The organism is Bhargavaea massiliensis (genome assembly GCF_018390575.1).
Lineage (GTDB): Bacteria > Bacillota > Bacilli > Bacillales_A > Planococcaceae > Bhargavaea > Bhargavaea massiliensis.
On sequence record NZ_JAHBCJ010000002.1, the window covers coordinates 349,596 to 372,279 of the forward strand.

General features: G+C 51.7%; 19 protein-coding genes and 1 tRNA gene. 15 read left to right on the forward strand and 5 right to left on the reverse strand.

What is annotated here, in order from left to right; all coding sequences use genetic code 11:
• Nucleotides 1-56: 56 nt before the first annotated feature.
• Both KHA84_RS04535 and KHA84_RS04540 read left to right on the forward strand, forming a co-directional pair.
• A complete protein-coding gene (locus KHA84_RS04535; RefSeq protein ID WP_336511083.1) occupies nucleotides 57-587 on the forward strand; it encodes a DUF1850 domain-containing protein in 531 nt (176 codons plus the stop codon).
• Nucleotides 559-2,574 carry a TRAP transporter permease gene (locus tag KHA84_RS04540; protein WP_213422338.1) on the forward strand — a complete coding sequence of 672 codons (2,016 nt, stop codon included), beginning with the start codon at nucleotides 559-561 and terminating at the stop codon, nucleotides 2,572-2,574. Before KHA84_RS04535 ends, KHA84_RS04540 begins: the two co-directional genes overlap by 29 nt.
• A gap of 42 nt (nucleotides 2,575-2,616) precedes the next feature.
• Here KHA84_RS04540 and KHA84_RS04545 read toward each other — a convergent pair whose 3' ends face one another.
• The 3 genes from KHA84_RS04545 to KHA84_RS04555 form a co-directional block, all read right to left on the reverse strand.
• Entirely contained in the window at nucleotides 2,617-3,105 is a 489-nt protein-coding gene (locus KHA84_RS04545; protein WP_213422339.1) for an STAS domain-containing protein, read from the reverse strand.
• A gap of 216 nt (nucleotides 3,106-3,321) precedes the next feature.
• Nucleotides 3,322-3,394, reverse strand: a tRNA-Val gene (locus tag KHA84_RS04550).
• A gap of 227 nt (nucleotides 3,395-3,621) precedes the next feature.
• Nucleotides 3,622-3,765 carry a hypothetical protein gene (locus tag KHA84_RS04555; RefSeq protein WP_176765069.1) on the reverse strand — a complete coding sequence of 48 codons (144 nt, stop codon included), beginning with the start codon at nucleotides 3,763-3,765 and terminating at the stop codon, nucleotides 3,622-3,624.
• Nucleotides 3,766-4,123: 358 nt separating this feature from the next.
• Here KHA84_RS04555 and KHA84_RS04560 point away from each other — a divergent pair, with 358 nt between their 5' ends.
• From KHA84_RS04560 to KHA84_RS04610, 11 genes are all read left to right on the forward strand, one after another.
• Nucleotides 4,124-5,512, forward strand: a complete 1,389-nt coding sequence (locus KHA84_RS04560) for an aldehyde dehydrogenase (RefSeq protein ID WP_213422340.1) — start codon at nucleotides 4,124-4,126, stop codon at nucleotides 5,510-5,512.
• Nucleotides 5,513-5,590: 78 nt separating this feature from the next.
• Entirely contained in the window at nucleotides 5,591-6,643 is a 1,053-nt protein-coding gene (locus KHA84_RS04565; RefSeq protein ID WP_213422341.1) for a M42 family metallopeptidase, read from the forward strand.
• Nucleotides 6,644-6,655: 12 nt separating this feature from the next.
• The gene (locus KHA84_RS04570; protein WP_213422342.1) at nucleotides 6,656-8,143 is read left to right on the forward strand and encodes a UDP-N-acetylmuramoyl-L-alanyl-D-glutamate--2,6-diaminopimelate ligase; all 1,488 of its coding nucleotides are present in this window, start codon (nucleotides 6,656-6,658) and stop codon (nucleotides 8,141-8,143) included.
• 121 nt (nucleotides 8,144-8,264) lie between these two features.
• Nucleotides 8,265-9,839 carry a peptide chain release factor 3 gene (locus KHA84_RS04575; RefSeq protein WP_213422343.1) on the forward strand — a complete coding sequence of 525 codons (1,575 nt, stop codon included), beginning with the start codon at nucleotides 8,265-8,267 and terminating at the stop codon, nucleotides 9,837-9,839.
• Between the two features lie 184 nt (nucleotides 9,840-10,023).
• The gene (locus KHA84_RS04580; RefSeq protein WP_213422344.1) at nucleotides 10,024-13,092 is read left to right on the forward strand and encodes an efflux RND transporter permease subunit; all 3,069 of its coding nucleotides are present in this window, start codon (nucleotides 10,024-10,026) and stop codon (nucleotides 13,090-13,092) included.
• Between the two features lie 221 nt (nucleotides 13,093-13,313).
• Nucleotides 13,314-14,078 (forward strand): TerC family protein, encoded by a 765-nt coding sequence (locus KHA84_RS04585; protein WP_213422345.1) that lies wholly within the window; start codon nucleotides 13,314-13,316, stop codon nucleotides 14,076-14,078.
• A gap of 177 nt (nucleotides 14,079-14,255) precedes the next feature.
• Nucleotides 14,256-15,002 (forward strand): RNA polymerase sigma-I factor, encoded by a 747-nt coding sequence (gene sigI / locus KHA84_RS04590; protein ID WP_213422346.1) that lies wholly within the window; start codon nucleotides 14,256-14,258, stop codon nucleotides 15,000-15,002.
• Nucleotides 14,999-16,246, forward strand: a complete 1,248-nt coding sequence (locus KHA84_RS04595; protein ID WP_213422347.1) for an anti-sigma-I factor RsgI family protein — start codon at nucleotides 14,999-15,001, stop codon at nucleotides 16,244-16,246. Before sigI ends, KHA84_RS04595 begins: the two co-directional genes overlap by 4 nt.
• 94 nt (nucleotides 16,247-16,340) lie before the next feature.
• Nucleotides 16,341-17,720, forward strand: coding sequence for a TrkH family potassium uptake protein (locus KHA84_RS04600; protein ID WP_213422348.1), 1,380 nt, complete (start codon nucleotides 16,341-16,343; stop codon nucleotides 17,718-17,720).
• 247 nt (nucleotides 17,721-17,967) lie between these two features.
• The gene (locus KHA84_RS04605; RefSeq protein WP_213422349.1) at nucleotides 17,968-19,383 is read left to right on the forward strand and encodes a sensor histidine kinase; all 1,416 of its coding nucleotides are present in this window, start codon (nucleotides 17,968-17,970) and stop codon (nucleotides 19,381-19,383) included.
• Nucleotides 19,384-19,466: 83 nt separating this feature from the next.
• Complete coding sequence (locus tag KHA84_RS04610; RefSeq protein WP_213422350.1) at nucleotides 19,467-19,913, forward strand: MarR family winged helix-turn-helix transcriptional regulator; 447 nt, start codon at nucleotides 19,467-19,469, stop codon at nucleotides 19,911-19,913.
• Between the two features lie 449 nt (nucleotides 19,914-20,362).
• On the opposite strand, the gene KHA84_RS04615 is transcribed toward KHA84_RS04610, so the two are convergent.
• Together KHA84_RS04615 and KHA84_RS04620 are read right to left on the reverse strand one after the other, a co-directional pair.
• Nucleotides 20,363-21,073: a hypothetical protein gene (locus KHA84_RS04615; protein WP_213422351.1), complete on the reverse strand. Its 711-nt coding sequence runs from the start codon at nucleotides 21,071-21,073 to the stop codon at nucleotides 20,363-20,365.
• A 75-nt stretch (nucleotides 21,074-21,148) separates the two neighbouring features.
• Nucleotides 21,149-21,337: a YkvS family protein gene (locus tag KHA84_RS04620; RefSeq protein ID WP_213422352.1), complete on the reverse strand. Its 189-nt coding sequence runs from the start codon at nucleotides 21,335-21,337 to the stop codon at nucleotides 21,149-21,151.
• 110 nt (nucleotides 21,338-21,447) lie between these two features.
• On the opposite strand from KHA84_RS04620, the gene KHA84_RS04625 reads away from it, so the two are divergent.
• Together KHA84_RS04625 and KHA84_RS04630 are read left to right on the forward strand one after the other, a co-directional pair.
• Nucleotides 21,448-21,615, forward strand: coding sequence for an aspartyl-phosphate phosphatase Spo0E family protein (locus tag KHA84_RS04625; protein ID WP_213422353.1), 168 nt, complete (start codon nucleotides 21,448-21,450; stop codon nucleotides 21,613-21,615).
• Between the two features lie 202 nt (nucleotides 21,616-21,817).
• Nucleotides 21,818-22,678 (forward strand): NAD(P)-dependent oxidoreductase, encoded by an 861-nt coding sequence (locus tag KHA84_RS04630; protein WP_213422354.1) that lies wholly within the window; start codon nucleotides 21,818-21,820, stop codon nucleotides 22,676-22,678.
• Nucleotides 22,679-22,684: the final 6 nt, after the last annotated feature.

Below are 22,684 nucleotides of genomic sequence, written 5' to 3' on the forward strand. Positions count from 1 at the left end.
CTTCATCGCTTCACTTTGTTCTTTTGGCGATGTGCGCCTTTCAGGGAGGGATCGTAGTGCGCAAAGCGATCGGCGTTGCAGTGATTGCAGCCGTCCTGGCAGCTGTCATGTATATGCCGGTGATTGATGCATTCGTCTTCGCGGAGGCCCGCTCAGAAACGCCGGCCATTCACTACATACGGCAGTCGGACGGTGACCGGTTCGTCATCCGGTATACCCACTCAATCCACCTGTCGGATGTGATTGAAACATATGAGGTCACCAAAGATGGCAAAATCCGTCTTCTTAAGATGGAATACGAGGATCTGGCAATCGGCATGCCGGGCCATGCGGAGGAAGGAGAGACCTTCACCGCTGAAGACGGCCGATACACATTGGAATTCGAAAACCGTGTCCTGGACTCATTTGTTCTCTTTGTTGCGGATATCGATACGGATTTGGAATTCCGGTATGACGGTCGCGTCTATAACCTAAAGAAACAGCTCGAGCGGGGATCGTCCTATCGTTTCGGGTTAAGTAAACTGTCGCTGTTCGAATTAATGAAGGGAGTGAAAATGAATGGCGGACAATCAAATCAAGAAGGATAACCTCCATGATCAGTTATCGGAAGAAGAGCAACTTGAGCTGCTGAAGAAATATGATCCCGAATCAAATACGCGTGATGTGCAGGGGATTCTGAAAAAAATTGTTTTCATCGGGTTGCTCGCATTCTCGCTGTTCCAGCTATACACAGCCATATTCGGGCAGTACACGGCTTATATCCAGCGCTCCGTCCACCTCGGATTCGCGCTGTCGCTGATTTTTCTGCTATTCCCATTCAGGAGGAAAATGGCCAAAAAAGATAAAGTGCCTTTCTATGACGTTCTTCTTGCCTTGCTTTCCATCGGGGTCGGACTGTATTGGCCAGTAATGTATAAAGAGCTCGTACTTCGGGTCGGCCGAATGACGGATCTGGATATGGCGGTTGCCATCATTGCCGTCCTGCTGACGCTGGAGGCTGCCCGCCGTGCGGTGGGCCTGCCCATTACGATCATCGCTTCGGCGTTTCTCATTTATGCATTCACAGGACCTTACTGGCCCGGTTTCCTTGCTCACCGCGGGCAGGATCTGACCGCCTTGTCACAACTGATGTTCTTTACTACTGATGGGGTTCTCGGCACTCCAATCGGTGTCTCGGCCACATTCATCTTCGTCTTCCTCTTGTTTGGTGCTTTTCTGGTCAAAACAGGGGTCGGCCAATACTTCAACGACCTCGCTGTGTCGATTGCTGGGAAGCTGACCGGGGGTCCTGCTAAGGTTGCGGTATTCTCAAGTGCCCTGCAGGGAACCATTTCCGGAAGTTCTGTTGCAAACGTCGTCACCTCCGGTTCCTACACGATTCCGATGATGAAGAAATTAGGCTATCGCAAGGAGTTCGCAGGCGGAGTCGAGGCGGCAGCTTCAACCGGCGGTCAGCTGATGCCGCCGATCATGGGGGCGGCTGCGTTCCTGATGGTCGAATTTATCGGCGGAATCACCTATTGGGAAATCGCCAAGGCTGCTGCAATTCCTGCATTGCTGTACTTTGCGGGAATCTGGATCATGACTCATTTCGAAGCCAAGCGTGTCGGTCTCGAAGGCTTGTCGGACGACCAGATGCCCAATCGGAAAGAAGTGTTTAAAAAGATTTACTTGCTTCTCCCGATTCTCGGAATCATCGTCTTCCTGCTAGTCGGCATACCGACCATGCAGGCAGCACTCTGGGGAATTGTCCTGACGATTGTCGTCAGTGCGTTTGACAAAAAGACCCGTATCAACTTCAAAGATATGATCCATGCACTTGTGGACGGAGCGCGGTCTGCACTCGCAGTCGCGGCAGCCACAGCCTGTGCTGGTATTATTGTGGGTGTTGTCGTCAAGACAGGGCTCGGACTCAGCCTGGCAAACGGCTTGATTTCCGCTTCGGGCGGCCATCTCTTCCTGACGCTATTCTTCACCATGCTCGCAGCGATCGTCCTGGGTATGGGGTCTCCGACCACTGCGAACTATGTCATCACTTCGACCATTGCGGCTCCGGCCGTCATTGCCCTGCTGATGATCGATGAGCCGTCCGGCGCCGCGGTACCGATTGTCGTGGCGCTGTCGGCGCACTTGTTCGTATTCTACTTTGGCATCATTGCGGACATCACTCCGCCGGTTGCACTCGCGGCATTTGCGGCATCCGGCATCTCGGGAGGCGATCCGGTACGTACCGGGATCAATGCATCCAAGCTGGCCATTGCAGCGTTTATCATCCCTTATATGTTCGTCTACAATCCGGCGATGCTCATGATCGATGCATCCGTGCTCGAGATTGCCTGGGTCACGCTTACGGCATTGACGGGAATGTATGCCCTAAGCGCTGGCCTTGTCGGCTACTGGTACAAGAGATTGAACTGGATTGAGCGGATCGTCACACTTGCGGCCGGTGCCCTGCTCATCATTCCTGAGGGGATGACGGATGTATTTGGGTTTGCCCTGTTTGTCGTCATGCTGGCGATCCAGTTTATTACAAAGAACAGAGGAGAAAAGGAAACAGTCTCCACAGCATCCTGATGGAAGAACCCCTGCAGAAAAACTGCAGGGGTTCTTTTTGGCTTATTTGGCTGCACCGGTCAGTTCCATGCCCCGTTCCTTCATTAGATGCTGCAATGCGGAGCGGAATGTCGTAAACGACTTTAGCTTATTTACGAATGGCAGTCCGGACAAGGTCACTTCGCGTGCTAAATGCGGAGTGAAGCCGACAGTAATCACTTCAATACCCATCAGGCTGAGAGAAGCCGACAGTTCTTCAATCGCTCTTCCGAAAACTGATAGGCTTTCCGGCTTTTCGATGGAAAGAGCAGTAAAGTCGAGAATTGCGATCTGTGTGCCGGTTGTGGCGACGTGATTCAGCACTTTGGATACAACATCCTGTGAAAATTCGGGAGTCAGTTCTCCGGCGAAGGGCACGAGGATCGTATCCGGCATAATAGAGGGAATGATCGGAACCATGATCTGGCTAATCAGGCTTTCCAGTTCCCCGACTCGCTTTTTTAGTTGGGCGATCGTCTGCTGCATTTCTTCCCGGGTCAGTTGGTCATTCATTCTGGATTCCTCACTGGTCTATATATTTTGCGACTGGTTATCTATGACTATTATACGGAAATTCCGCAGGTTCGCCATCTTTAGAGAGGGGGAGGAGGCCATGAAATCATTCATAGGGAAGGGGAGTGATAATTAAAGGTTCAAAGGAAAGAGGTTTCTGGATTTCAAAGGACAAAAAAACGTCCGGCTCCCAAAAAGGGACCGGACGGTGTGTGATGATTCCGACTGGGCTCGAACCAGCGACCTCTACCCTGTCAAGGTAGCGCTCTCCCAGCTGAGCTACGGAATCAATCTGGGATGGTTGCTTGTTGTTCTCTCAAGCACATTTACAATAATACAAGGGGAGGAGGGTAAAGTCAACGCAATCGACGAAATAAAACTTTTCAGACTATATATGGCGTTTCAAAGCAGTTAAACGGATAAGGACCGCCCTCCGTGTATGAATGCACGATGGACGGTCCTTATGTATGTTCTGCATGTTTACCGGCTGACGGCAAATATCGCATGGTCACTAAGTTATTGCTCCTGCGGGACGGATTCTTCTGCTTCAGAGAAATAAAGGAAATTTTCTTCTTCAAGCTCGGTGATCCGCTCCCGGTTCAGTCCCATCTCAAGATTTCCTGTAAACATGTGATCCCACCATTGTTCTTGTTTCATCATGTCATTTCCTCCTTGATCTTTTCGTTGTTTGACCTTCTATACCCCGCATAATCGGATTCCGAAACAGAGTGAGGAACAAAACAAGCCGGAAGACCTATTTTTCTATCTAACCGGGAAAGAGGAGCTATGAAACTGTAAGGTGCGATATTCGCCGCTTGCAGGCCGGGATGCATGATGGACAGGTAACCATTTTCCTGCCCGTATCCAAAGGTTGCCCGAGTCGGCAGCCGTTTATGAGCTTCAAAAAAATTTAACAAAGTGACAACCCTATGGAGAGGTATAGGATGACCCGGTTTATGTTTTGATATCCATGCTTGCCGGCGATAAGATGAAGAAAGAATGAAAGGAGTGGTTGGCGATGGCATTTACGGAGGCACAGGCCGGAAGAATGGTCGCCCGGCAACGGAAATTTTATTGGACCGGCACCACGAAAACGGCCGGATTCAGAAAAGACCGGCTGATGGATCTGCACGGTGCGATCCGAAAACGGGAAAAAGATATCTCGGATGCGTTGTCGAAGGATCTTGGCAAAAGTGAATTTGAATCCTATATGACGGAAATCGGTTTTGTCTTATCGAGTATCCGGGAAATGGCGTCCAGCCTTGAGGAATGGATGAAGCCGGAGCCGAAGAAGACTCCGATTCATTTCCGGCCCGGTAAAAGTTTTGTCATCCGGGAACCATGGGGAACCGTGCTGATCATCGGTCCGTTCAACTACCCGTTTCAGCTTGTCATCGAACCGCTTGCTGCTGCGATTGCGGGGGGAAACACGGCCGTCCTGAAGCCATCGGAGACCACGCCGAACGTGTCCGCTGTCATCCGCGAAATGATTGCGGAGACCTTTCCCCCGGAATTCGTGACAGTCGTGGAAGGCGGAAAGAAGGAGACGTCTGCACTGATCCATTCGCCGTTTGACTTTATGTTTTTCACTGGAAGTGCAAAAGTCGGGTCGATCGTCATGAAGGCTGCAGCCGAGCGGCTCGTGCCCGTCGTCCTTGAGCTTGGCGGCAAAAGCCCAGCCATCGTCGACCAGACTGCGAACCTCCGGACAGCGGCGGAACGGATTGCCTGGGCAAAATTCACAAATGCCGGCCAAACTTGTGTCGCGCCGGATTATTGTCTCGTTCATCACACCGTGAAAGATACGTTTATAGAAGAGTTGACAAAGGCGATAAAAGACTTTTATGGCACGAATCCTGATCAATCACCCGATTATGCCAGAATCGTGGACGAGCGCCAGTTCGACAGGCTTCGGGAGATGCTCGATGACGAGCGCAGCCGAATTCTATCAGGCGGCCGGATGAACCGGGATACCCGTTACATGGAGCCGACCGTGGTCGACAGTCCGCCTGCCGGAAGCCGGGTGATGGAAGAAGAAATTTTTGGCCCGATTTTGCCGGTCTACGGTTATTCAAGCCTGACAGCGGTGATCCGCTCGATTCGCGAGCGTCCAAAACCGCTTGCCGCTTACCTGTTTTCCGAGAACCGGGCCGCGACGGAACATTTTCTTGCAGAGCTGCCGTTCGGCGGCGGCTGCATCAATGATGCCCTTTCGCATGTCGGCAATACGGCACTGCCATTCGGCGGTGCCGGACCGTCCGGAATCGGCAGCTATCACGGCAAGTACGGGTTCGACGCCTTCACTCATGAAAAAGGGATTCTAAAGCGGGGAACGGCCTTCCCGGTCAGGGTAGCTTTCCCGCCATACGGCAACCGGCTCAAGCTGATCAAACGATTTCTGAAATGATGCCGGCGAATCGTGACGCACATCTCATGTAGGCGTATAATGAAAGCTGGACTTTTCCAGTCGGGGGGATACATTCACATGAACATACCTTTTGACCTTGAATATTCAATCAAGATTCTGGAAGAACTCGTCAATACCCCGAGTCCTTCCGGTTATACGAACGATGCCATGAAGCTGGCGGAAGCCTATCTGGCCGAAAGCGGAGCGGAACTGACCCGTACAAACAAAGGTGCCGTCATCGCCACATTCCGCGGAGAAGATGATACCAGTAGCCGGCTGATCACGGCACACGTCGATACGCTCGGCGCGATTGTCAAGGAAGTGAAGCCTTCCGGTCGACTGAAGCTGGATAAAATTGGCGGATTCAACTGGAATGCCGCCGAAGGGGAGTACTGCACCGTCCATACGGCGGAGGGCAGGAAAATCCGCGGGACCATTTTGATGCACCAGACGACTGTTCATGTGTATCGGGATTCCGGCAAAGCGGAGCGGAGCAGCGACAACATCGAGGTCCGGCTGGATGAGCGGACCGGCAGTGCGGAAGAAACACGGTCGCTCGGCATCGAGGTGGGAGACTTTGTTTCGTTCGATCCGCGTTTCGAAAGGGTCGGCGGCTACGTCAAGTCCCGCCACCTTGACGACAAGGCCAGCACGGCTCTATTGCTGGAGCTTTCGGCCAGGCTGAAGGAGAGCGACATACAGCTTCCGCATACCCTGCACCTTTACCTCTCCAATAATGAAGAAATCGGCTTCGGAGGCAATGCTTCGGTTCCGGAAAACACCGTTGAGTACATTGCATTCGACATGGGCGCAATCGGAGACGGGCAGTCTTCCGACGAGTACACCGTGTCGATCTGCGTGAAAGATTCCAGCGGACCGTACCATTACGGCCTGACCCGTCACCTGGCGAATCTCTGCAAAAAGGCTGGCATTCCGCACAAGCTAGATATCTACCCTTATTACGGCTCGGATGCTTCGGCGGCAATCCGCGCGGGCTTTGACGTCCGGCATGCGCTTTTCGGACCCGGCATCGAATCGTCTCATGCACTGGAAAGGACGCATACGGATTCCCTTGAGGCGGCGGCCGGCCTGCTGAGGGCTTACATTCTTTCGCCGCTTGCGGAAGACTGAGGAGGAAACAACATGGAAACAACAGAATTGCTGGCGCATCTCCCTTTCAGCGAGGTGATCGGGACGCTCCCGGTTGAGATCACTGACATCACGACCGATTCCAGGGCAGTACAGCCGGGTGGCGCTTTTATCTGCATCAACGGATACACCGTGGACGGACATGACTATGTGCCCCAGGCACTTGCTGCCGGCGCAAGGCTCATTGTTGCAGAAAAGCCGGTCGAAGCTGACCCGGACAAAGCGGCAGTCGTCATCACGGATGACACGGCACGCGCGGAAGGGCTGCTTGCGTCCGCCTTTTTCGGGCACCCGTCAAAGTCCGTAAAAATGATCGGCATCACCGGAACCAACGGCAAGACCAGTGTCGCCAACATTATCGACGGCATTCTCCGGAGCAGCGGCCGGAAGTCCGCTTCCTCCGGCACAATCGGTTTTAACCTGAATGGTGTGTTATACGAGTCGGCCAACACGACGACGGATGCTCTCACCACACAACGCATGATCCGGCAGGCATCGGCAGAAGGCTGCGAGGCGATGACAATGGAAGTCTCTTCGCACGGTCTCGTCGAAGGGCGGCTGTCCGGCACGGAATTCGACATAGCTGTATTTACCAATCTGACCCACGACCATCTGGACTACCACGGGACGATGGAGCATTACGGGTATGCGAAAGGGCTGCTGTTCGCGCAGCTCGGCCAGGATACATCCAAGCCGAAGTTTGCTGTCCTGAATGCGGATGATCCCTGGTCTGACCGGTACCGGCAGATGACTCCGCACCCTGTACTCACTTACGCTGTGGACTCGGAGGCGATGTTCCGGGCACGCGATATCCGGCTGGAAGCCGGCCGCACCGTCTTTCTGATGGATACGCCCGAAGGGGAGCGGCTGATCACGATGAATCTGATCGGCGGGTTCAATGTATACAATGCGTTGGCAGCCGCGGCCGCCCTGTATGCATATGGACTCGGGCTCGATGAGATCATTGCCGGACTTGGCGGGCTTCCGGCTGTAAAGGGGCGCATGGAAAGGGTGGAGACGGATCTTCCTCTCACGATTTATATCGACTACGCGCATACACCGGATGCCATCGAAAAAGCGATCGCTTCAGTCCTTCCATATAAGAAAAACAAACTCATCTTCCTTGTCGGCACGGGCGGCAACCGGGACCGGTTAAAACGGCCGATCATGGCGGAAAAAGCTTCAGTTGCGGATTATGTGATTCTCACAACGGATGATCCGCGTTATGAGGAATATGAGTCCATCACATCCGAACTTGCCGCAGGCATGACGCATGAAAATTATGCATGCATCGGTGACCGGGAGAAGGCGGTCCGGCACGCGGTAGAGGTCGCCGGAGAAGGCGACATCATTCTGTTTGCAGGTAAGGGCCATGAAGATTTCCAGATCATCGAAAACACCAAATACCCGCACAGCGACGCGGAAATAGCGCTGGATGAAGCGGAGAAGAAATTCGGGCGCAAGGCAGGCGCCCGGGACTGACCCGGACATTGACGTGAAGACTCCGGCCGGAAAGGTTCGCCTTTCCGGCCGTTTCCGCTTGAAATTCGCTTTTCCGGTACCTATGATGGGAAAAGCTGAAAAAGACGAGGAGAATTGAAAAATGGAAGACCAATTAAAACAAGAAATCGCGTCGCGCAGGACATTCGCGATTATTTCCCACCCGGATGCCGGGAAGACGACGATGACCGAGAAGCTACTGTTTTTTGGTGGAGCAATACGGGATGCAGGTACGGTTAAGGGGAAAAAATCCGGAAAGTTCGCCACATCCGACTGGATGGAAATCGAGAAGCAGCGGGGCATTTCCGTCACCTCATCAGTACTCCAGTTCGACTTCGACGGCAAGCGGGTCAATATTTTGGATACGCCGGGCCACGAAGACTTCAGTGAAGACACCTACCGTACACTCATGGCCGTCGATTCGGCTGTCATGATGGTCGACTCGGCAAAGGGCATCGAGCCGCAGACAATCAAGCTGTTCAAGGTATGCCGGATGAGGGGGATTCCGATCTTCACTTTCATCAACAAACTTGACCGCCAGGGCCGTGAGCCGCTCGAGCTCATGGAAGAGCTTGAGGAAGTGCTCGGCATCGAGTCTTATGCGATGAACTGGCCGATCGGCATGGGCAAGGAATTCATGGGAATTTATGACCGCCACAACCGCCGGGTTGAACTTGCGCGGGCAGAGGGAGAAGGCCGGTATCTTGAAGTAGGTGAAGAGGGTGATTTGGCCGCCCCTCACCCAATCCAGGATTCGTCCTATTTCCAGCAGGCTCTGGAAGACGTCATGCTGTTGGACGAGGCAGGAAACGATTTTGATGAAGAGCGTGTACGGCGTGGCGAGCTCACGCCTGTGTTCTTCGGTTCCGCACTGACAAATTTCGGTGTTCAGACATTCCTGGAGACCTATCTGCAGTTTGCGCCTGCACCACAGCCCCGGAACACGGCTGACGGCGGCAGTGTCAGCCCGTACGACGATGAGTTCACCGGCTTCATCTTCAAGATCCAGGCGAACATGAACCCTGCACACCGCGACCGGATCGCATTTGTCCGGATCGTTTCCGGAGAATTCGACCGGGGCATGCAGGTGACCGTCCCGAGAATTCCGAAGACTTTTAAGGTCAGCCAGTCCACACAATTCCTTGCGGATGACCGGGAAACGGTCAACATGGCGGTGGCAGGTGACATTATCGGGCTCTATGACACCGGTAACTATCAGATCGGCGACACGATCACGGGCGGCAAGGCGAATTTCGCGTTTGAACCGCTTCCGCTGTTCACTCCCGAACTGTTCGTCAAAGTGTCCCCAAAGAACGTAATGAAATCAAAGCACTTCCACAAAGGGATTTTGCAGCTTGTCCAGGAAGGCGCCATTCAGTACTACAAGACACTTCATACCGAGGAAGTGATCCTCGGAGCGGTCGGCCAGCTGCAGTTTGAAGTGTTCGAACACCGCATGAAGAGCGAATACAATTCCGAAGTGGTCATCCAGCATATCGGCCAAAAAGTCGCCCGCTGGATTGAAAATGAAGGAGAAGTGAAGGAATCCATGACCGGGCCGCGCGCCATGCTCGTCAAGGACCGCTACGACAATCTCGTCTTCCTTTTCGAAAACGACTTTGCCCTGCGCTGGTTCCAGGATAAACACCCGGACATTAAGCTATACAGCCTGCTTTGATCCTTCTTAAAATAGAACCATGTTAAACAGACGGCAGCTGGCCGGTACTCTTATCAAGAGGCCGGACAGGTTGCCGTCTTTCAAGTTTTTGAGTGGTAATGAAGGACCACGGGAGGGACGGATATTGAGGGCGGCCCTGCGTTCCGGTATGATGGACATAGCTTTTTGAAAAGGGGAAAAAAGGATGAAGATTAGCGGTTTTTCCATCAGGCGCCCGGTCTTTACGATCGTTACCATGCTCCTGGTGCTCATTTTGGGAATTGTTTCGTTTATAAAGATTCCGCTGACGCTCATACCCGAACTGAATCCGCCTGTCGCGGTCGTAGTGACGAGTTATCCGGGGGCAGGCCCGGAAGAAGTGAGCGAAAAAGTCACCAAGCCGCTCGAGAACAACCTGTCCACGCTGCCCGGCCTGGATTCGATCCAGTCGACATCACAGGAGGGCGTGAACCTCATCTTCCTCCAGTTTGACTGGTCAACAGAGATTGATGATGTCCAGATGGATGTTCTTCAGCGGATCGACCAGACCCCAGTTCCTGACGATTCCGGAAAACCGCAGTTCATGAAGTTCGATCCGTCACAGTTTCCGGTAATTCAGCTGTCTCTCCGATCGGACGGAGAAACAGGAGATATCCGTGAAATTGCTGAAAAGCTGGAAACGGAACTGAGAAGGACAGAAGGGGTCGCCAGCGTCACCGTCTCGTCCTCGCTTATCGAGGACGTACAGATTGTCCTTGATTCCGAAAAGCTTGAGGAATACGGTCTCGCACAGCAGGATGTCGTGCAGTCAATCCAGGCCAATAATGTTTCCATGCCGGGAGAGGCGGTTGAGACCGAGGACGGCAAACGGCTGACGACGCGCATCATCAGTACGCTTACCTCACCAGGGGAAATCGGGGAACTTGTATTGACGGTCAACCCCATGGACGGCACGGAAATTAAGGTTTCGGATATCGGTGAAGTCAGCCTGGCCTCAGATGACGGAGGAATGGAAACCAGAACCAATGATGAACCGTCTGTCATCATGTCTGTCCTGCAGGAATCGGGGGCAAACACAGCGGATGTCTCCACGTCATTCAAAGAGTCTCTGGACCGTCTTCTCGGGCAACCTGAATTCGGGGGAGTCACTGCCGATATCCTTTTTGACCAGGGGGATTACATCCAGCTGGCCATCGGCAATATTGGACAATCCCTGATTTTGGGCGGGATTTTCGCCATGCTCGTCTTATTCCTGTTCCTGAAATCGGTGCGGAGCCCGGTCATCGTCGGGGTGGCGATTCCATATTCCGTCATCGTCACGTTTGTCCTGATGTATTTTGCAGACTTCGCGCTGAATATCCTGACGCTGGGAGCACTCGCACTCGGAATCGGAATGCTCGTAGATAACTCGATCGTTGTCATCGAGAATATCGAAAGGCATTTGGCGATGGGTAAAAAGAGGGGATTGGCTGCTATTGACGGCACAAAAGAAGTGGGCGGAGCGATTACAGCCTCCACTCTGACAACGATTGCCGTATTTCTGCCGGTCATCTTTATTTCAGGACTGATCGGCCGGATCTTTACAGAATTTGCGATGACAATTTCCTTCAGCTTACTGGCTTCATTGTTTGTTGCGCTGACCGTCATTCCGATGATGGCTTCACGTATGCTGAAAAAGCCGAAGCGGGACTTGGAGACGAGACGCAGGCGCTCGAAATCCTATCGGAATTTCGAACGTTCCATTATCTGGTCACTCCGTCATCGCAAAGCCGTACTCGGATTGACAACACTACTTCTTGCAGCAGGCGCTTTCGGGCTATACAGGGTCGGGACCGAGTTTCTCCCGGCAACAGATGAAGGATTCGTCAGCATAGCGGTCAACCTTCCGGATGGGGCTTCTGCACAAGCGACCGGAGAAGTAATCCGGCAAATAGAGGAGCGCCTGAAAAAAGAAGAAGACGTGGACGTCTATGTCAGCCTCACCGGCGGTACCCAGCAGGGGCTCGCGCAAGGGACCGGTGAAGCGGACAAAGGAGAACTTTATGTAAAACTCAAACCGCTTGCCGACCGGAATCGTTCGGTATTCGAGTTTGTCGATGACGTCCAGCCGGACATTCAGAAAATCGCAGAAGAAGACACGGAAATCACCTTCAGCCTGCAGACAGCGGCCGGTTCTTCGCCAAATACACTGACCTTTACCATGACGGATACGGACAAGTCCCGCCTGGAATCAGCAGCGGCACAGGCAGTGGACCGTCTGTCAAAAATCAAAGGAGTGACGGATGTCACCAATGATCTGACAGAAGGTGTAGAAGAAATCCTGATCGAGGTCGACACTGTTGCCGCATCAGCAAACGGTTTTGCACCGGCACAGATCGCATCCACGGTCAACGACATGACCCGTGGCGTGGCGGCGACACAAATTGTCGGTGAAGAAGGCGACGTACATGCCGTCCAAGTCAAAACCGGCGGCCATCTGGACAGTGTTGAAGCTTTGGGACAGTTAAAACTTCGTGCCCCGTCCGGTTCTTTTGTCACGCTTGAGAGCTTGGCAGAGATTAAAGTTGCAGAGGGTCCGGCTGCCATCCGCCGTGTCGACCAGGCAAATGCGGTGCGCTTCACCGTTCACTATGAATCCTCCCGCACACTGGGTGAGGTGACAAGGGACGTGGAGAGCACACTGGAAAAAGCGGAACTGCCGGAAGAAACCGACATTGCCTACAGCGGCGACCGTGAGCTGTTCGAAGATGCAATCGATGATATGCTCATGGCAGTCATTCTCGCGGTTGTCCTCGTCTATATCGTCATGGCTGCCCAGTTTGAATCATTCAAGTACCCGCTGGTTATCATGTTCACTGTGCCGCTGATGATCATCGGGGTTTCCCTCGGCCTGTTCCTCACTAATACGCCGATCAGCGTGTCATCAGTTATCGGGATTCTGATTCTGGTCGGAATTGTTGTGAATAACGGAATTGTGCTCGTCGACTACATTAATCAGCGAAAAGCCGAAGGCATGCCTTCCTTTGACGCAATAGTCGTATCGGTCAAGGACCGGTTGAGGCCGATTCTGATGACAGCACTCACAACTATTCTTGGACTTCTTCCTCTTGCCTTCGGACTAGGGGAGGGCACGGAGATCAACCGGCCTATGGGAATCGCGGTCATCGGAGGACTCATCAGTTCGACAGCCCTGACCCTCTACATCGTACCGGTCGTCTATAGTCTTTTTGACAGCAAGACGAGAAAACTGAGAAAAACAGAGACATCCGAATGAATGGTGTGATACAATATCTTCTGGGAAAACTGAATGATCTTTGACTTAGTGTCAAAGGGGAGTAGCTATAGGGAAACCTATTTCATAATCGTCATTACATGGCTATGCCATCGGTTATGATAGCCTGATTCCGGGAATTACCGGATGAGGGCTTAGCAAGACCTTTGCCCTTTTTCGGGGTAAAGGTCTTTTTTGTTTTCCAAAAAAAGGAGGGGTTGAATTTGGAAGCTATTTTACTCGAATATGCATGGGTGCTTGTTGTCCTCGTCATCCTTGAGGGGCTGCTTGCTGCAGACAACGCGGTCGTCATGGCAGTCATGGTTAAGCATCTGCCTCACCAGCAAAGGAAGAAGGCCCTGTTCTACGGGCTCCTCGGAGCTTTTGTCTTCCGCTTTGCAGCACTGTTCATGATTACGATCCTGGTGGACATCTGGCAAATCCAGGCGCTTGGTGCTGCCTACCTGCTCTTCATTTCCGCCAAGAATCTTTATGACATGAGGAAAAAACACGGAGAAGAAGAGGACGGACTGAAAGAACCGAAAAAACAGTCGGGCTTCTGGATGACCGTCCTGAAAGTTGAGCTGGCGGATATCGCATTCGCCATCGATTCGATGCTGGCAGCCGTAGCGATTGCTGTCACTTTGCCTGAACTGGGTGACTTCGATGTCGGGGGAATCAACGGCGGACAGTTTGCCGTGATGTTCTTTGGCGGTGTGATCGGACTGATCATCATGCGGTTTGCGGCAACTTGGTTTGTCCGCCTGCTGGACCGCTATCCTGCACTTGAGAGTGCTGCGTTCATGATCGTCGGGTGGGTCGGGGTGAAGCTCGTTGTCCTGACACTCGGCCACGAGGAACTTCAGATTATCGATCCGCATTTCCCTCACTCTACGATCTGGAAAGCAATCTTCTGGTCTGTGCTGCTGCTGATCGCAGTGGTCGGAGTTCTGATCGGACTGAAAAACGACCGGCAAAAGCAAGCGTGAACCAAAAAGACTGTCCACCTGCGGCAGTCTTTTTTTATTGAACAGAACTTTCTCCGACCCCCTAAAATCTGAAGGAATGGGCGAAAGATGTTAGCAGGCGCGATTTAACCGCTTTCCTAATCCCGGAAATGCCGATACAATCAATTTATCGAAATCATGGCGGGAGAGGTCAGAATCGTGCTGATAACGACGTTCAACGGTTTCATGAACCGAAAAAAACGCAGGGCCGGGGATGTGGAAGCACGGGTGCTTCTTGCCCAGAACGGTTCGGACGAAGAGCTGGACGGATTGCTGCGTGCCTACTCTCCGTTCATGAAGAAAGCGGCGTTTCTGGCGTGCAACCGGTATATCGATGAACATGATGATGAATATAGTATCGCCTTAGGCGGTTTTCATGAAGCCGTCATGAAGTACGACAGTTCCAGGGATGCGTCTTTTATGACATTTGCCCATCTTGTCATCAGGCGCAAGCTGATTGACCATCTGCGAAAAGAATCGAGGGCCGGCCTGGCGGCACACATTGCCAAAGGGGAGGAAGAAGCCGCAGCAGCGGCAGATGCAGCCTCCTACATCCATTTTTCCGAACAGCAGGAAGCGGACAAGCGTCGCGAGGAAATCCAAATTTACTCTGAACTGCTTGCAGGCTTCGGGCTGTCTTTCAGCGAACTCTCCGACGTTTCCCCGAAACATGCGGATGCCAGAAAGACAGCAATGGACATAGCTGTGATTATCTGCAGTTCAGAAGAAATGAAAAGTGAAACACTGCGCAAAAAACGGCTCCCAATCAAGAAAATCGAGCAAGTGGTGGGTGTTTCAAGGAAAACGATTGAACGCCATCGCAAATATATTCTCGCAATGGTAATTCTCCGCAACAGCGACCTGCCGATTCTCCAGGAGTATTTAAAAGGATGGATGCCCGAATGAACAAGATCAAGGGGATCATTGTCGAACAAAACAAAGATCATGTGGTCATCCTTACTCCCGACGGCCGATTTGTTAAAGGGGAGTCGGAGGGACAGGAAATCGGATTAGAAAGTCAGGTCTTGCCCGTTAGTCCGGAAAGCCGGCTTCTACTTTCCTCAGTACGAAATTCTGTAGCCGCTGCGGCGTTGCTTGCAGCAGTCCTGCTGATCCTTCTGTCAGCACTATTTCTGCCATTCAGGCAGCCGGCACTCGCCTTTATTCAGCTGGAAGTCAACCCTGCCATTGAGTTTGGAATTGACACAGAAGGAAAGGTCCGGGAACTGACACCGCTCAATGATGACGGCTTGGCACTCATCCGTGATCTCGGAAGTTGGAACGGCATGGATGTCACCGAATTGCTTGGCAGGATAATCGGCGAGTACAGCGAAGCCGGCAAGGAACTTTCCATCATATCGGTGAAAGCAGGGGATGAGAAGCTTGCGGCCAAAGTAGACCAGACCGTTCATTTTATTAAGGAAACAGCTCGCGAGGAAGGAATGCGCCTGAGACTTGCGGAAGCCGACAGGGAACTGCGGAATCGTGCGATCACTGAAGGCGTACCAATCAGCCATCTGATCAACAGCGAAAGTAACTCGAGAAATCCGGCTCCTTCCAAGCGCAATCAGCAGAACATCGATGAGGCCAACAATAAAGCACCTGAGGTAATTGAACAGCCCCCGGAAAATAACCGTCATCCTGAAACTGAAGGCAAGCCGGTTCAGGACAATCGCCCAAAAGGTTCAGGAAAAGAGGAACTGCAGCCGCCGGGCAACTCGGGGCAGTCACCTGGCATCAGAAAAGAAGAAGCGCCTCCTCCCGCTACAGAATCCCAGGCGAAACCTGCAGGCAGTCTTCCGGGAAATGGGGAGAAAAAAGGGAAACACCAGCAATCCCCGAAATCGGAAAAAGCGCCTCCGCCAAAAGGGCCTTCAGAGCGGGGCAATCAAGGTACCCCTCCTGCACATGCAGGGCCGGACAAGAAAACCCCGCCTCCGGGACACACCGGGCAGGATAAACAGTCTGAACGTCCGGCACATGCCGTACCGCAGTCAAAAGATCAATCAGGAGAAAATACGGGAGGCGATCACCTGTCTTCGCCTCAAAAAGGGAATTCTTCAGGTCGTGAGCAATCCTCAAAAAATGGCCAACAGAATAAGAACGGTGGAAACGGGAAAGGTGGTAATGGCAAAGGCTCCGGCAATTAATCCGGAGCGGTTTGCCATCCGTCTTTCTTTTTTCGGCTGATTTCTATAAAATGAGACATCATGTGAGGTGCGACGGAAAGGACACGGGATCCATATGCCATTAAAAGAACCGACACGGAGGCAAAAGTTTTTGTCCAGCATCAGAAACCAGAAGCTGACGCCTGCCCGTGTTCTTGTCATCTATTACTTCTTTGCAATCACTATATCAGCGATTCTTCTTAATCTGCCTGGCGTCCACCGTCCCGGCGTGGACATCGGCTTTATCGACAGCCTGTTCACTGCGGTAAGCGCAGTGAGCGTGACCGGCCTGTCCGTAATTGACCTGAGCGCCACATATACAACATTTGGCATTGTCATGTTCATGGTCGTGCTTCACTTTGGCGGAATCGGCGTTATGTCGATCGGGACTTTTTTCTGGCTTTTGGTCAGAAGAAGGATCGGACTGAGGGAAAGACAATTGATCATGGTCGACCACAACCAGTACAGCATGGCAGGGGCGGTCAAATTGATCCGGGAGATCATGAAAATTATGATTCTGATCGAATTGGTCGGCGGAAGCATCCTGACACTTTACTTCACCAAATACTATGAGTCCTTCCGGGATGCTCTCCTGAACGGAATGTTTCATGCGGTTACAGCAACGACAAACGCCGGCTTTACAATCAACAATGACTCCATGTTTCCTTATTTTAATGATTATTTTGTCCAGCTTGTGACCATGGCACTGATCATACTCGGTGCGATCGGCTTTCCGGTCCTGATTGAAGTGAAGCGGTTTTTGTCGAGCAAGGAGCCTTCGTTCCGTTTCTCTCTATTTGCAAAAATCACGACCGCGACGTTTGGTATTCTCCTGACCGCGGGCACCGTCGTGATTCTTCTGATTGAATCTTTCCATTCATTTAAGGACATGCAGTGGCATGAAGCACTGTTTGCAGCGATGTTCCATTCGGTTTCCGCACGGTCTGGCGGTTTGACGACGATGGATATCACGCAGTTTAGTGAAGCAACGGACGTATTCATCAGTTTTCTTATGTTCATCGGCGCCTCTCCGAGTTCTGTGGGCGGCGGAATCCGGACGACTACATTTGCCATTGCCGTCCTGTTTCTCATCAACTTTGCGAGGGGCAAGGACATCATTCAGATATTCGGAAGGGAAATCAAACTGGTTGATGTATACCGGTCTTACGCAGTGATTCTCATCGCCGGATTTCTCGTGCTCGTCTCGGTGATGATCATGTCCATCACGGAAAAAGGCACTCCGCTTACCGCATTGGTGTTTGAAATCACATCGGCATTCGGGACTTGCGGAATGTCGCTTGGAATTACGGGGGATTTAAGCGGAGCCGGAAAGGTAATTCTCATGTTCCTCATGTTCGTGGGAAGAGTCGGGCTGATTTCGTTCCTGTTTACATTGGGCGGCAAACCACAAAAACTGAATTACCGATTTCCAAAAGAGCGTGTGATTATCGGCTGAATAAATCCGTCAGGGCACTTTCCTCTGATGGATTTTTATTCATTTTGATGAATATTTAGATGAGGTCCTTGACCTCTCTCTCTTAATATGAGTAAATAGTCTTATATTAGGAGTCTGTAAAATATGGAATAATCAGAATTGAATCTCGATATAATCATGCTTGCCGAATTCATGATCCTTCAATAACCTTCATATGCTAGTCCAAAACGGAGAAAGGCCGGTGTAAGACGTGCCAACGAAATCTATAATGGAAACACTCGACTTCCTGTTTGATGAAGCAGATGACGCAATTGTCATGGTCAACCGGAATAACGAATGTCTGCGTTCTAATCCAAAGGCAGTCAAAACACTTGGTATCTTCCCTGGAAGCATGATGGACAAGGTGCTCCAGAATGGACAGGAAGCCGGCTGGACGACATTTATCAGCCAGGTAAATCCCGGCCGCAGAGTAACATCGCGCTTCGGATTGGAAAATCCAGCGGGAACCGCCTTCAAGGATATCGAAGTAATCGGAACGGTCTTCAGGCATTCCAATGATGTCATTCTCCGGTTCAAACTTGGCGATCAGTCAGACGGTGACCGCGGAGGGGCACAAGCCTATCACAGTATTTTTCGCCATGAGGTGAACTGCTACCTGGTATTCGGGAAAGACGGAACAATCCGTGATGTCAATGACCGAATCCGGCATTTTTATGATCTGAACCCTGATGACTTAATCGGGCACCAACATACTGAGCTTCTTAAAATTGGCCTGTCCGATGAAGACATCGCGCTTGTCAAGCAGGGGCTCAAGAAAAACGGACAGGCAGAACTAAAGCACCGTTTCGTCACCGGAGAAGGAGAAGAGCGGTTCTATCATATTTTTATTTATTATGAACGGCATGGGGAGTTCTTTTTTGCTTCGGTCCGTGATGATACGGAGAAAGTCCTTCTGAAACGTCAGATGGAGCATAACGGATCTCTTTCTGCAATCGGTCAGCTGGCAGCGAGCATTGCGCACGAGCTGAAAAATGCCATGACATCCGTCAGAGGGTTTACAGAGTTGCTGAAGCTGTCTGCCGAAGGAGACTCTGTCCGTTACGTTCATGTCATTGACAGTGAGATGGACAGAATGGAGTCGCTCATGGCAGAATTTCTGACTTTGTCAAAACCGACAGACCAGGAAGACGAAGTGTTCGACCTGTACAAATGCCTGGGTGATGTGGTGACCGTCATGGAGCCGCAGGCGAGCATGAGAAAGGTAGCCATCTTCATGGACAATCAGGTAGGGGAAGCGGCCTTGGTTAAAGGAAAGAAACACCGCATAAAACAAGCCTTCATCAATCTGATCAAAAATGCGCTTGAAGCCTCGGGAGAAGGAACGACGCTGATTGTCTCCCTCGAGCATTATGACGATGATCATGTCGTCGTAGCTTTCAGCGATGAAGGCAGCGGGATGACCGATCTCCAAATCAAGCAGGTTTTCCTTCCGTTCTTCACGACCAAGCGGGAAGGGACTGGCCTTGGGCTTCCTTTCGTTCTCGAAACTGCGGAGTCGATGGGCGGCCATCTGTTCGTCAAATCCGAGCTCGGCAAGGGGACGCGGATTGAACTGCTTCTTCCCGTCCACGAACGACCAAAGGTCCAGACCGGTGCCGACGGGGCAGCCGTCCTCACGCCATAATCTCGGGTCCTTCCGGTTTTTGACATTAACCGGAATAGCGTCCTATAATGAATTGATCAGTAACATCGGCAGGGGATGAAAGCATGCAGGAGAATGGCAGTGAACAATCTTTGAAATTATTCGTGGTTCTTTCGAGGGCACATAAAGTGATCTCAGAAAAAGCCAACAGACTTTTCGCGGAATATGGCTTGAATCCGACTGAATTTGCGGTGCTCGAGCTTCTGTACCATAAGGGCAGCCAGCCGATTCAGAAAATCGGAAGCAAAATCCTTCTTGCGAGCGGTTCGATGACCTACGTCATTGACAAACTCCAGAAAAGAGGATATCTTGAGCGGACAATCTGTGACACCGACCGTCGTGTCACCTTCGTGGACATTACGACTGAAGGCAGAAAGCTGTTGGACGAGATCTTCCCGGTTCATGAAGAAAGTCTCCACGGATTGATGGAGGCCCTCAGCCCGGAAGAAAAGGCGACCGCAATCGAGCTGCTAAAAAAACTGGGCCTGTCAATCAAGGACCTATCCAAGTGAATGCAATCGAGACTGTAGACAAAGCGGAACCGGAAGAAATCTTTCGGGGCCGTTTTGTCTTTCAAATTTAAAACACACGGTTTGCGTTCAGATTCTCTTCGAGTGGCCGGCCTCCCCTCAAAAGCGGTATGGGCGAGTTAAAGCGAAGGGTCCGATACTCCTGAAAAATGTTTCGCATTTCTTTCGTGTGAGGCGGATTCGAAGAAGCTTCTCTGTTCTGCACGAACAGCGTCATCCGGAAAGTCTGTAGATGCGGCACAACGCTACGTTCTGGGTAGCGTGCAGACGCCAATCTTCGTACTGTCGCCGGTATGCCCCCAACAGAGAGGGCCCGAAGGGGAAAATCTTGTCATTTTGCACGATGGGACAGGTGTTTCAGGAAAACAAAAAACTGCAGACAAAGGAGGATATACTCACATTGTCTGCAGTCCACCGGTCTCCCGGTTTTTTTATTTTTTTCCGATGGTCGCGCCCATGGAGAGAAGGGCGTCGGTCTGATCGGCTTCAGTCTTGTCAAATACCGTAAGGCGCACGGTCATTCCATCTTTGATGAAGACCGCTCCTGTTGTGAAGCCCTCTTCTGTTTCGAGCTGCCTGATGACGAGATCTTCAATTCCTGAAGACTCTGCAAGGCTGTACTCTCCGGAAACATCTGCTGATTTTCCGCCGTCATACTCCAGAGAACCGATCATCTGCTCGGTGAGCATCGCGTAGTCTGCATCGGAACCGAACGTTTCGATCCTCATGAAAACTTGCTCATCTTCGTTCCAGTAGAGCACATCCTTGTTTGGTTCTTCCGAAGTGAGCTGATACCCGTCCAGTACATAAATGGAATAGTCCATCTCGTCACTTTCAGTCAGCTTTGCCTGGCCGGTCTGCTGGCTGTCACCGGACTGGTAAGTCAGTTCCCGCTCAGAACCGCTCTCTTCCTCCTGATCGGTGATATCCTGGTCATCTCCTTCATCGGGAGCATTTTCGTCAGTGGTTTCTTCTTTGCCAGTTTCAGTTTCCGCATCATCGGATCCTTGGTTCTGGTCCGTTGTCTCTTCCTGTTCCATTTGGGTATCATTGTTTTCTGCCTCTTCTTCGGTCGTGCCGCATGCGGCCAGCATCAGGACGGCGGCCGCCGAAAGGGATGCGTATTTCAATTTGCGCTTCATTGATGATCCTCCTTACCTTTTATGAAAACCCGGTTGTCCGGAAAACTGTTTGGGTGATTGATCGTATGTATTGGATCAGTCGTTGCTGCCGTACAATATTTTATAGCGTTTATGGTTGACCACGGTTTTTTCTTCCATTTCCAGTTGCTTGAAGTTTTCCATGAACGTCAAATCGACGATGACCGAATTTTCATTGACCTTCTCCACTACTCCTTGGAGTCCGTCTTTGAACTCGATGATGTTTCCGACTTCGGCAATTTTCATCCATATCGCCCCTTCCGTTTGATTAACTAACAGTTTGCCTTATATTCTCTTTTGAGTAAAGAATTTTTAACAGTTTTGGTGACGACACTGGCAAGGTGAGGGAGGGTTCTATGAAACGATACAGAGATGAACAGATTGAGAAGCTGAGGGAGAGGATGACCGTCAGTGCGTTGGAGAAAGGGCGGAGACATCCGGAAACCATAGGGCTGAGCCGGCAACTGGATGAATTGTTGAACCGCTATGCGACGGGTCAGGAGCGGCAGCAGGAAACGGAATAAAGGAATCTTTCGGAGAAAATGAAAAAAATGATTTTCTGATGTTTAGACTCACCAAAATCAGGATATATTACTTTTGAACACAGCAACATTCTCATTTCCCCCTTTACTTGGACGGACCGCTTAGCGGGCCGTCCCTTTTTTTGCCCGCTCCGTGACCTCTGTTTGCTACAATGGAGGAAACGATTGGGGGGGGGAAGTAGTAATGAAAACAATTGCGTTTATCGGAGCCGGTGTGATGGGCGGCCCGATGGCCGGACATTTGATGAAAGCCGGCCACAGCCTGACGGTCTATACAAGAACACGGGAAAAAGCAGAAGCGCTGATCGGTAAAGGAGCCAAATGGGCCGCCAGTCCTTCAGAAGCTGCTGACGGGGCGGATGTCGTTATGACGATGGTCGGCTATCCGAAAGATGTGGAAGAAGTCTATTTTGGGGAGCAGGGAATTTTTCAAACGGTACGGAGCGGAACAATTCTCATCGATTTTACCACTTCATCACCAAAGCTCGCAGTGAGGATTGCAGAAGAAGCTGAGTCTAGAGGCTGCGCGGCCATAGACGCGCCAGTTTCTGGAGGGGATGTCGGAGCCCGTAACGGGACGCTTTCCATCATGTGCGGGGGGCAGGAGAACGCGTTCCGCGAGATTCTGCCTTTGCTGGAAGCAGTCGGACACAACATTGTCCTTCACGGGCCGGCAGGATCCGGACAGCATGTGAAAATGTCCAATCAGATTGTCATCGCCACAAGCATGATTGGTGTCTGCGAGTCACTTGGCTATGCCGTAAGGGCGGGGCTTGACCCTGAACGTGTGCTAAAGTCAATTTCAGCCGGCGCGGCTGGTTCATGGACGCTAAGCAACCTGGCGCCACGCATGCTAAAAGGGGACTTTGAACCGGGATTCTTTATCAAGCACTTCCTTAAGGATCTCCGGATCGCCCTGGATGAATCGAAATCAATGGGGCTTGAACTGCCGGGGGTCGCGCTTGCAGAGACGATGTACTCAGCATTGGCCGAGACAGGCTCGGAAAATGAAGGGACACAGGCGTTGTACAAGGTGTATCGGTAATACTGC

Bases quoted from the DNA above. Each gene is read 5' to 3' on its own strand.
- KHA84_RS04630 (WP_213422354.1), top strand. From the start codon at position 21,818: ATGAAAACAATTGCGTTTATCGGAGCCGGTGTGATGGGCGGCCCGATG.
- KHA84_RS04580 (WP_213422344.1), top strand. From the start codon at position 10,024: ATGAAGATTAGCGGTTTTTCCATCAGGCGCCCGGTCTTTACGATCGTT.
- KHA84_RS04545 (WP_213422339.1), bottom strand. From the start codon at position 3,105: ATGAATGACCAACTGACCCGGGAAGAAATGCAGCAGACGATCGCCCAA.
- KHA84_RS04570 (WP_213422342.1), top strand. From the start codon at position 6,656: ATGGAAACAACAGAATTGCTGGCGCATCTCCCTTTCAGCGAGGTGATC.
- KHA84_RS04540 (WP_213422338.1), top strand. From the start codon at position 559: ATGGCGGACAATCAAATCAAGAAGGATAACCTCCATGATCAGTTATCG.
- KHA84_RS04565 (WP_213422341.1), top strand. From the start codon at position 5,591: ATGAACATACCTTTTGACCTTGAATATTCAATCAAGATTCTGGAAGAA.
- KHA84_RS04575 (WP_213422343.1), top strand. From the start codon at position 8,265: ATGGAAGACCAATTAAAACAAGAAATCGCGTCGCGCAGGACATTCGCG.
- KHA84_RS04560 (WP_213422340.1), top strand. From the start codon at position 4,124: ATGGCATTTACGGAGGCACAGGCCGGAAGAATGGTCGCCCGGCAACGG.
- KHA84_RS04600 (WP_213422348.1), top strand. From the start codon at position 16,341: ATGCCATTAAAAGAACCGACACGGAGGCAAAAGTTTTTGTCCAGCATC.
- KHA84_RS04605 (WP_213422349.1), top strand. From the start codon at position 17,968: ATGGAAACACTCGACTTCCTGTTTGATGAAGCAGATGACGCAATTGTC.
- KHA84_RS04610 (WP_213422350.1), top strand. From the start codon at position 19,467: ATGCAGGAGAATGGCAGTGAACAATCTTTGAAATTATTCGTGGTTCTT.
- KHA84_RS04555 (WP_176765069.1), bottom strand. From the start codon at position 3,765: ATGATGAAACAAGAACAATGGTGGGATCACATGTTTACAGGAAATCTT.
- KHA84_RS04595 (WP_213422347.1), top strand. From the start codon at position 14,999: ATGAACAAGATCAAGGGGATCATTGTCGAACAAAACAAAGATCATGTG.
- KHA84_RS04615 (WP_213422351.1), bottom strand. From the start codon at position 21,073: ATGAAGCGCAAATTGAAATACGCATCCCTTTCGGCGGCCGCCGTCCTG.
- KHA84_RS04620 (WP_213422352.1), bottom strand. From the start codon at position 21,337: ATGAAAATTGCCGAAGTCGGAAACATCATCGAGTTCAAAGACGGACTC.
- KHA84_RS04625 (WP_213422353.1), top strand. From the start codon at position 21,448: ATGAAACGATACAGAGATGAACAGATTGAGAAGCTGAGGGAGAGGATG.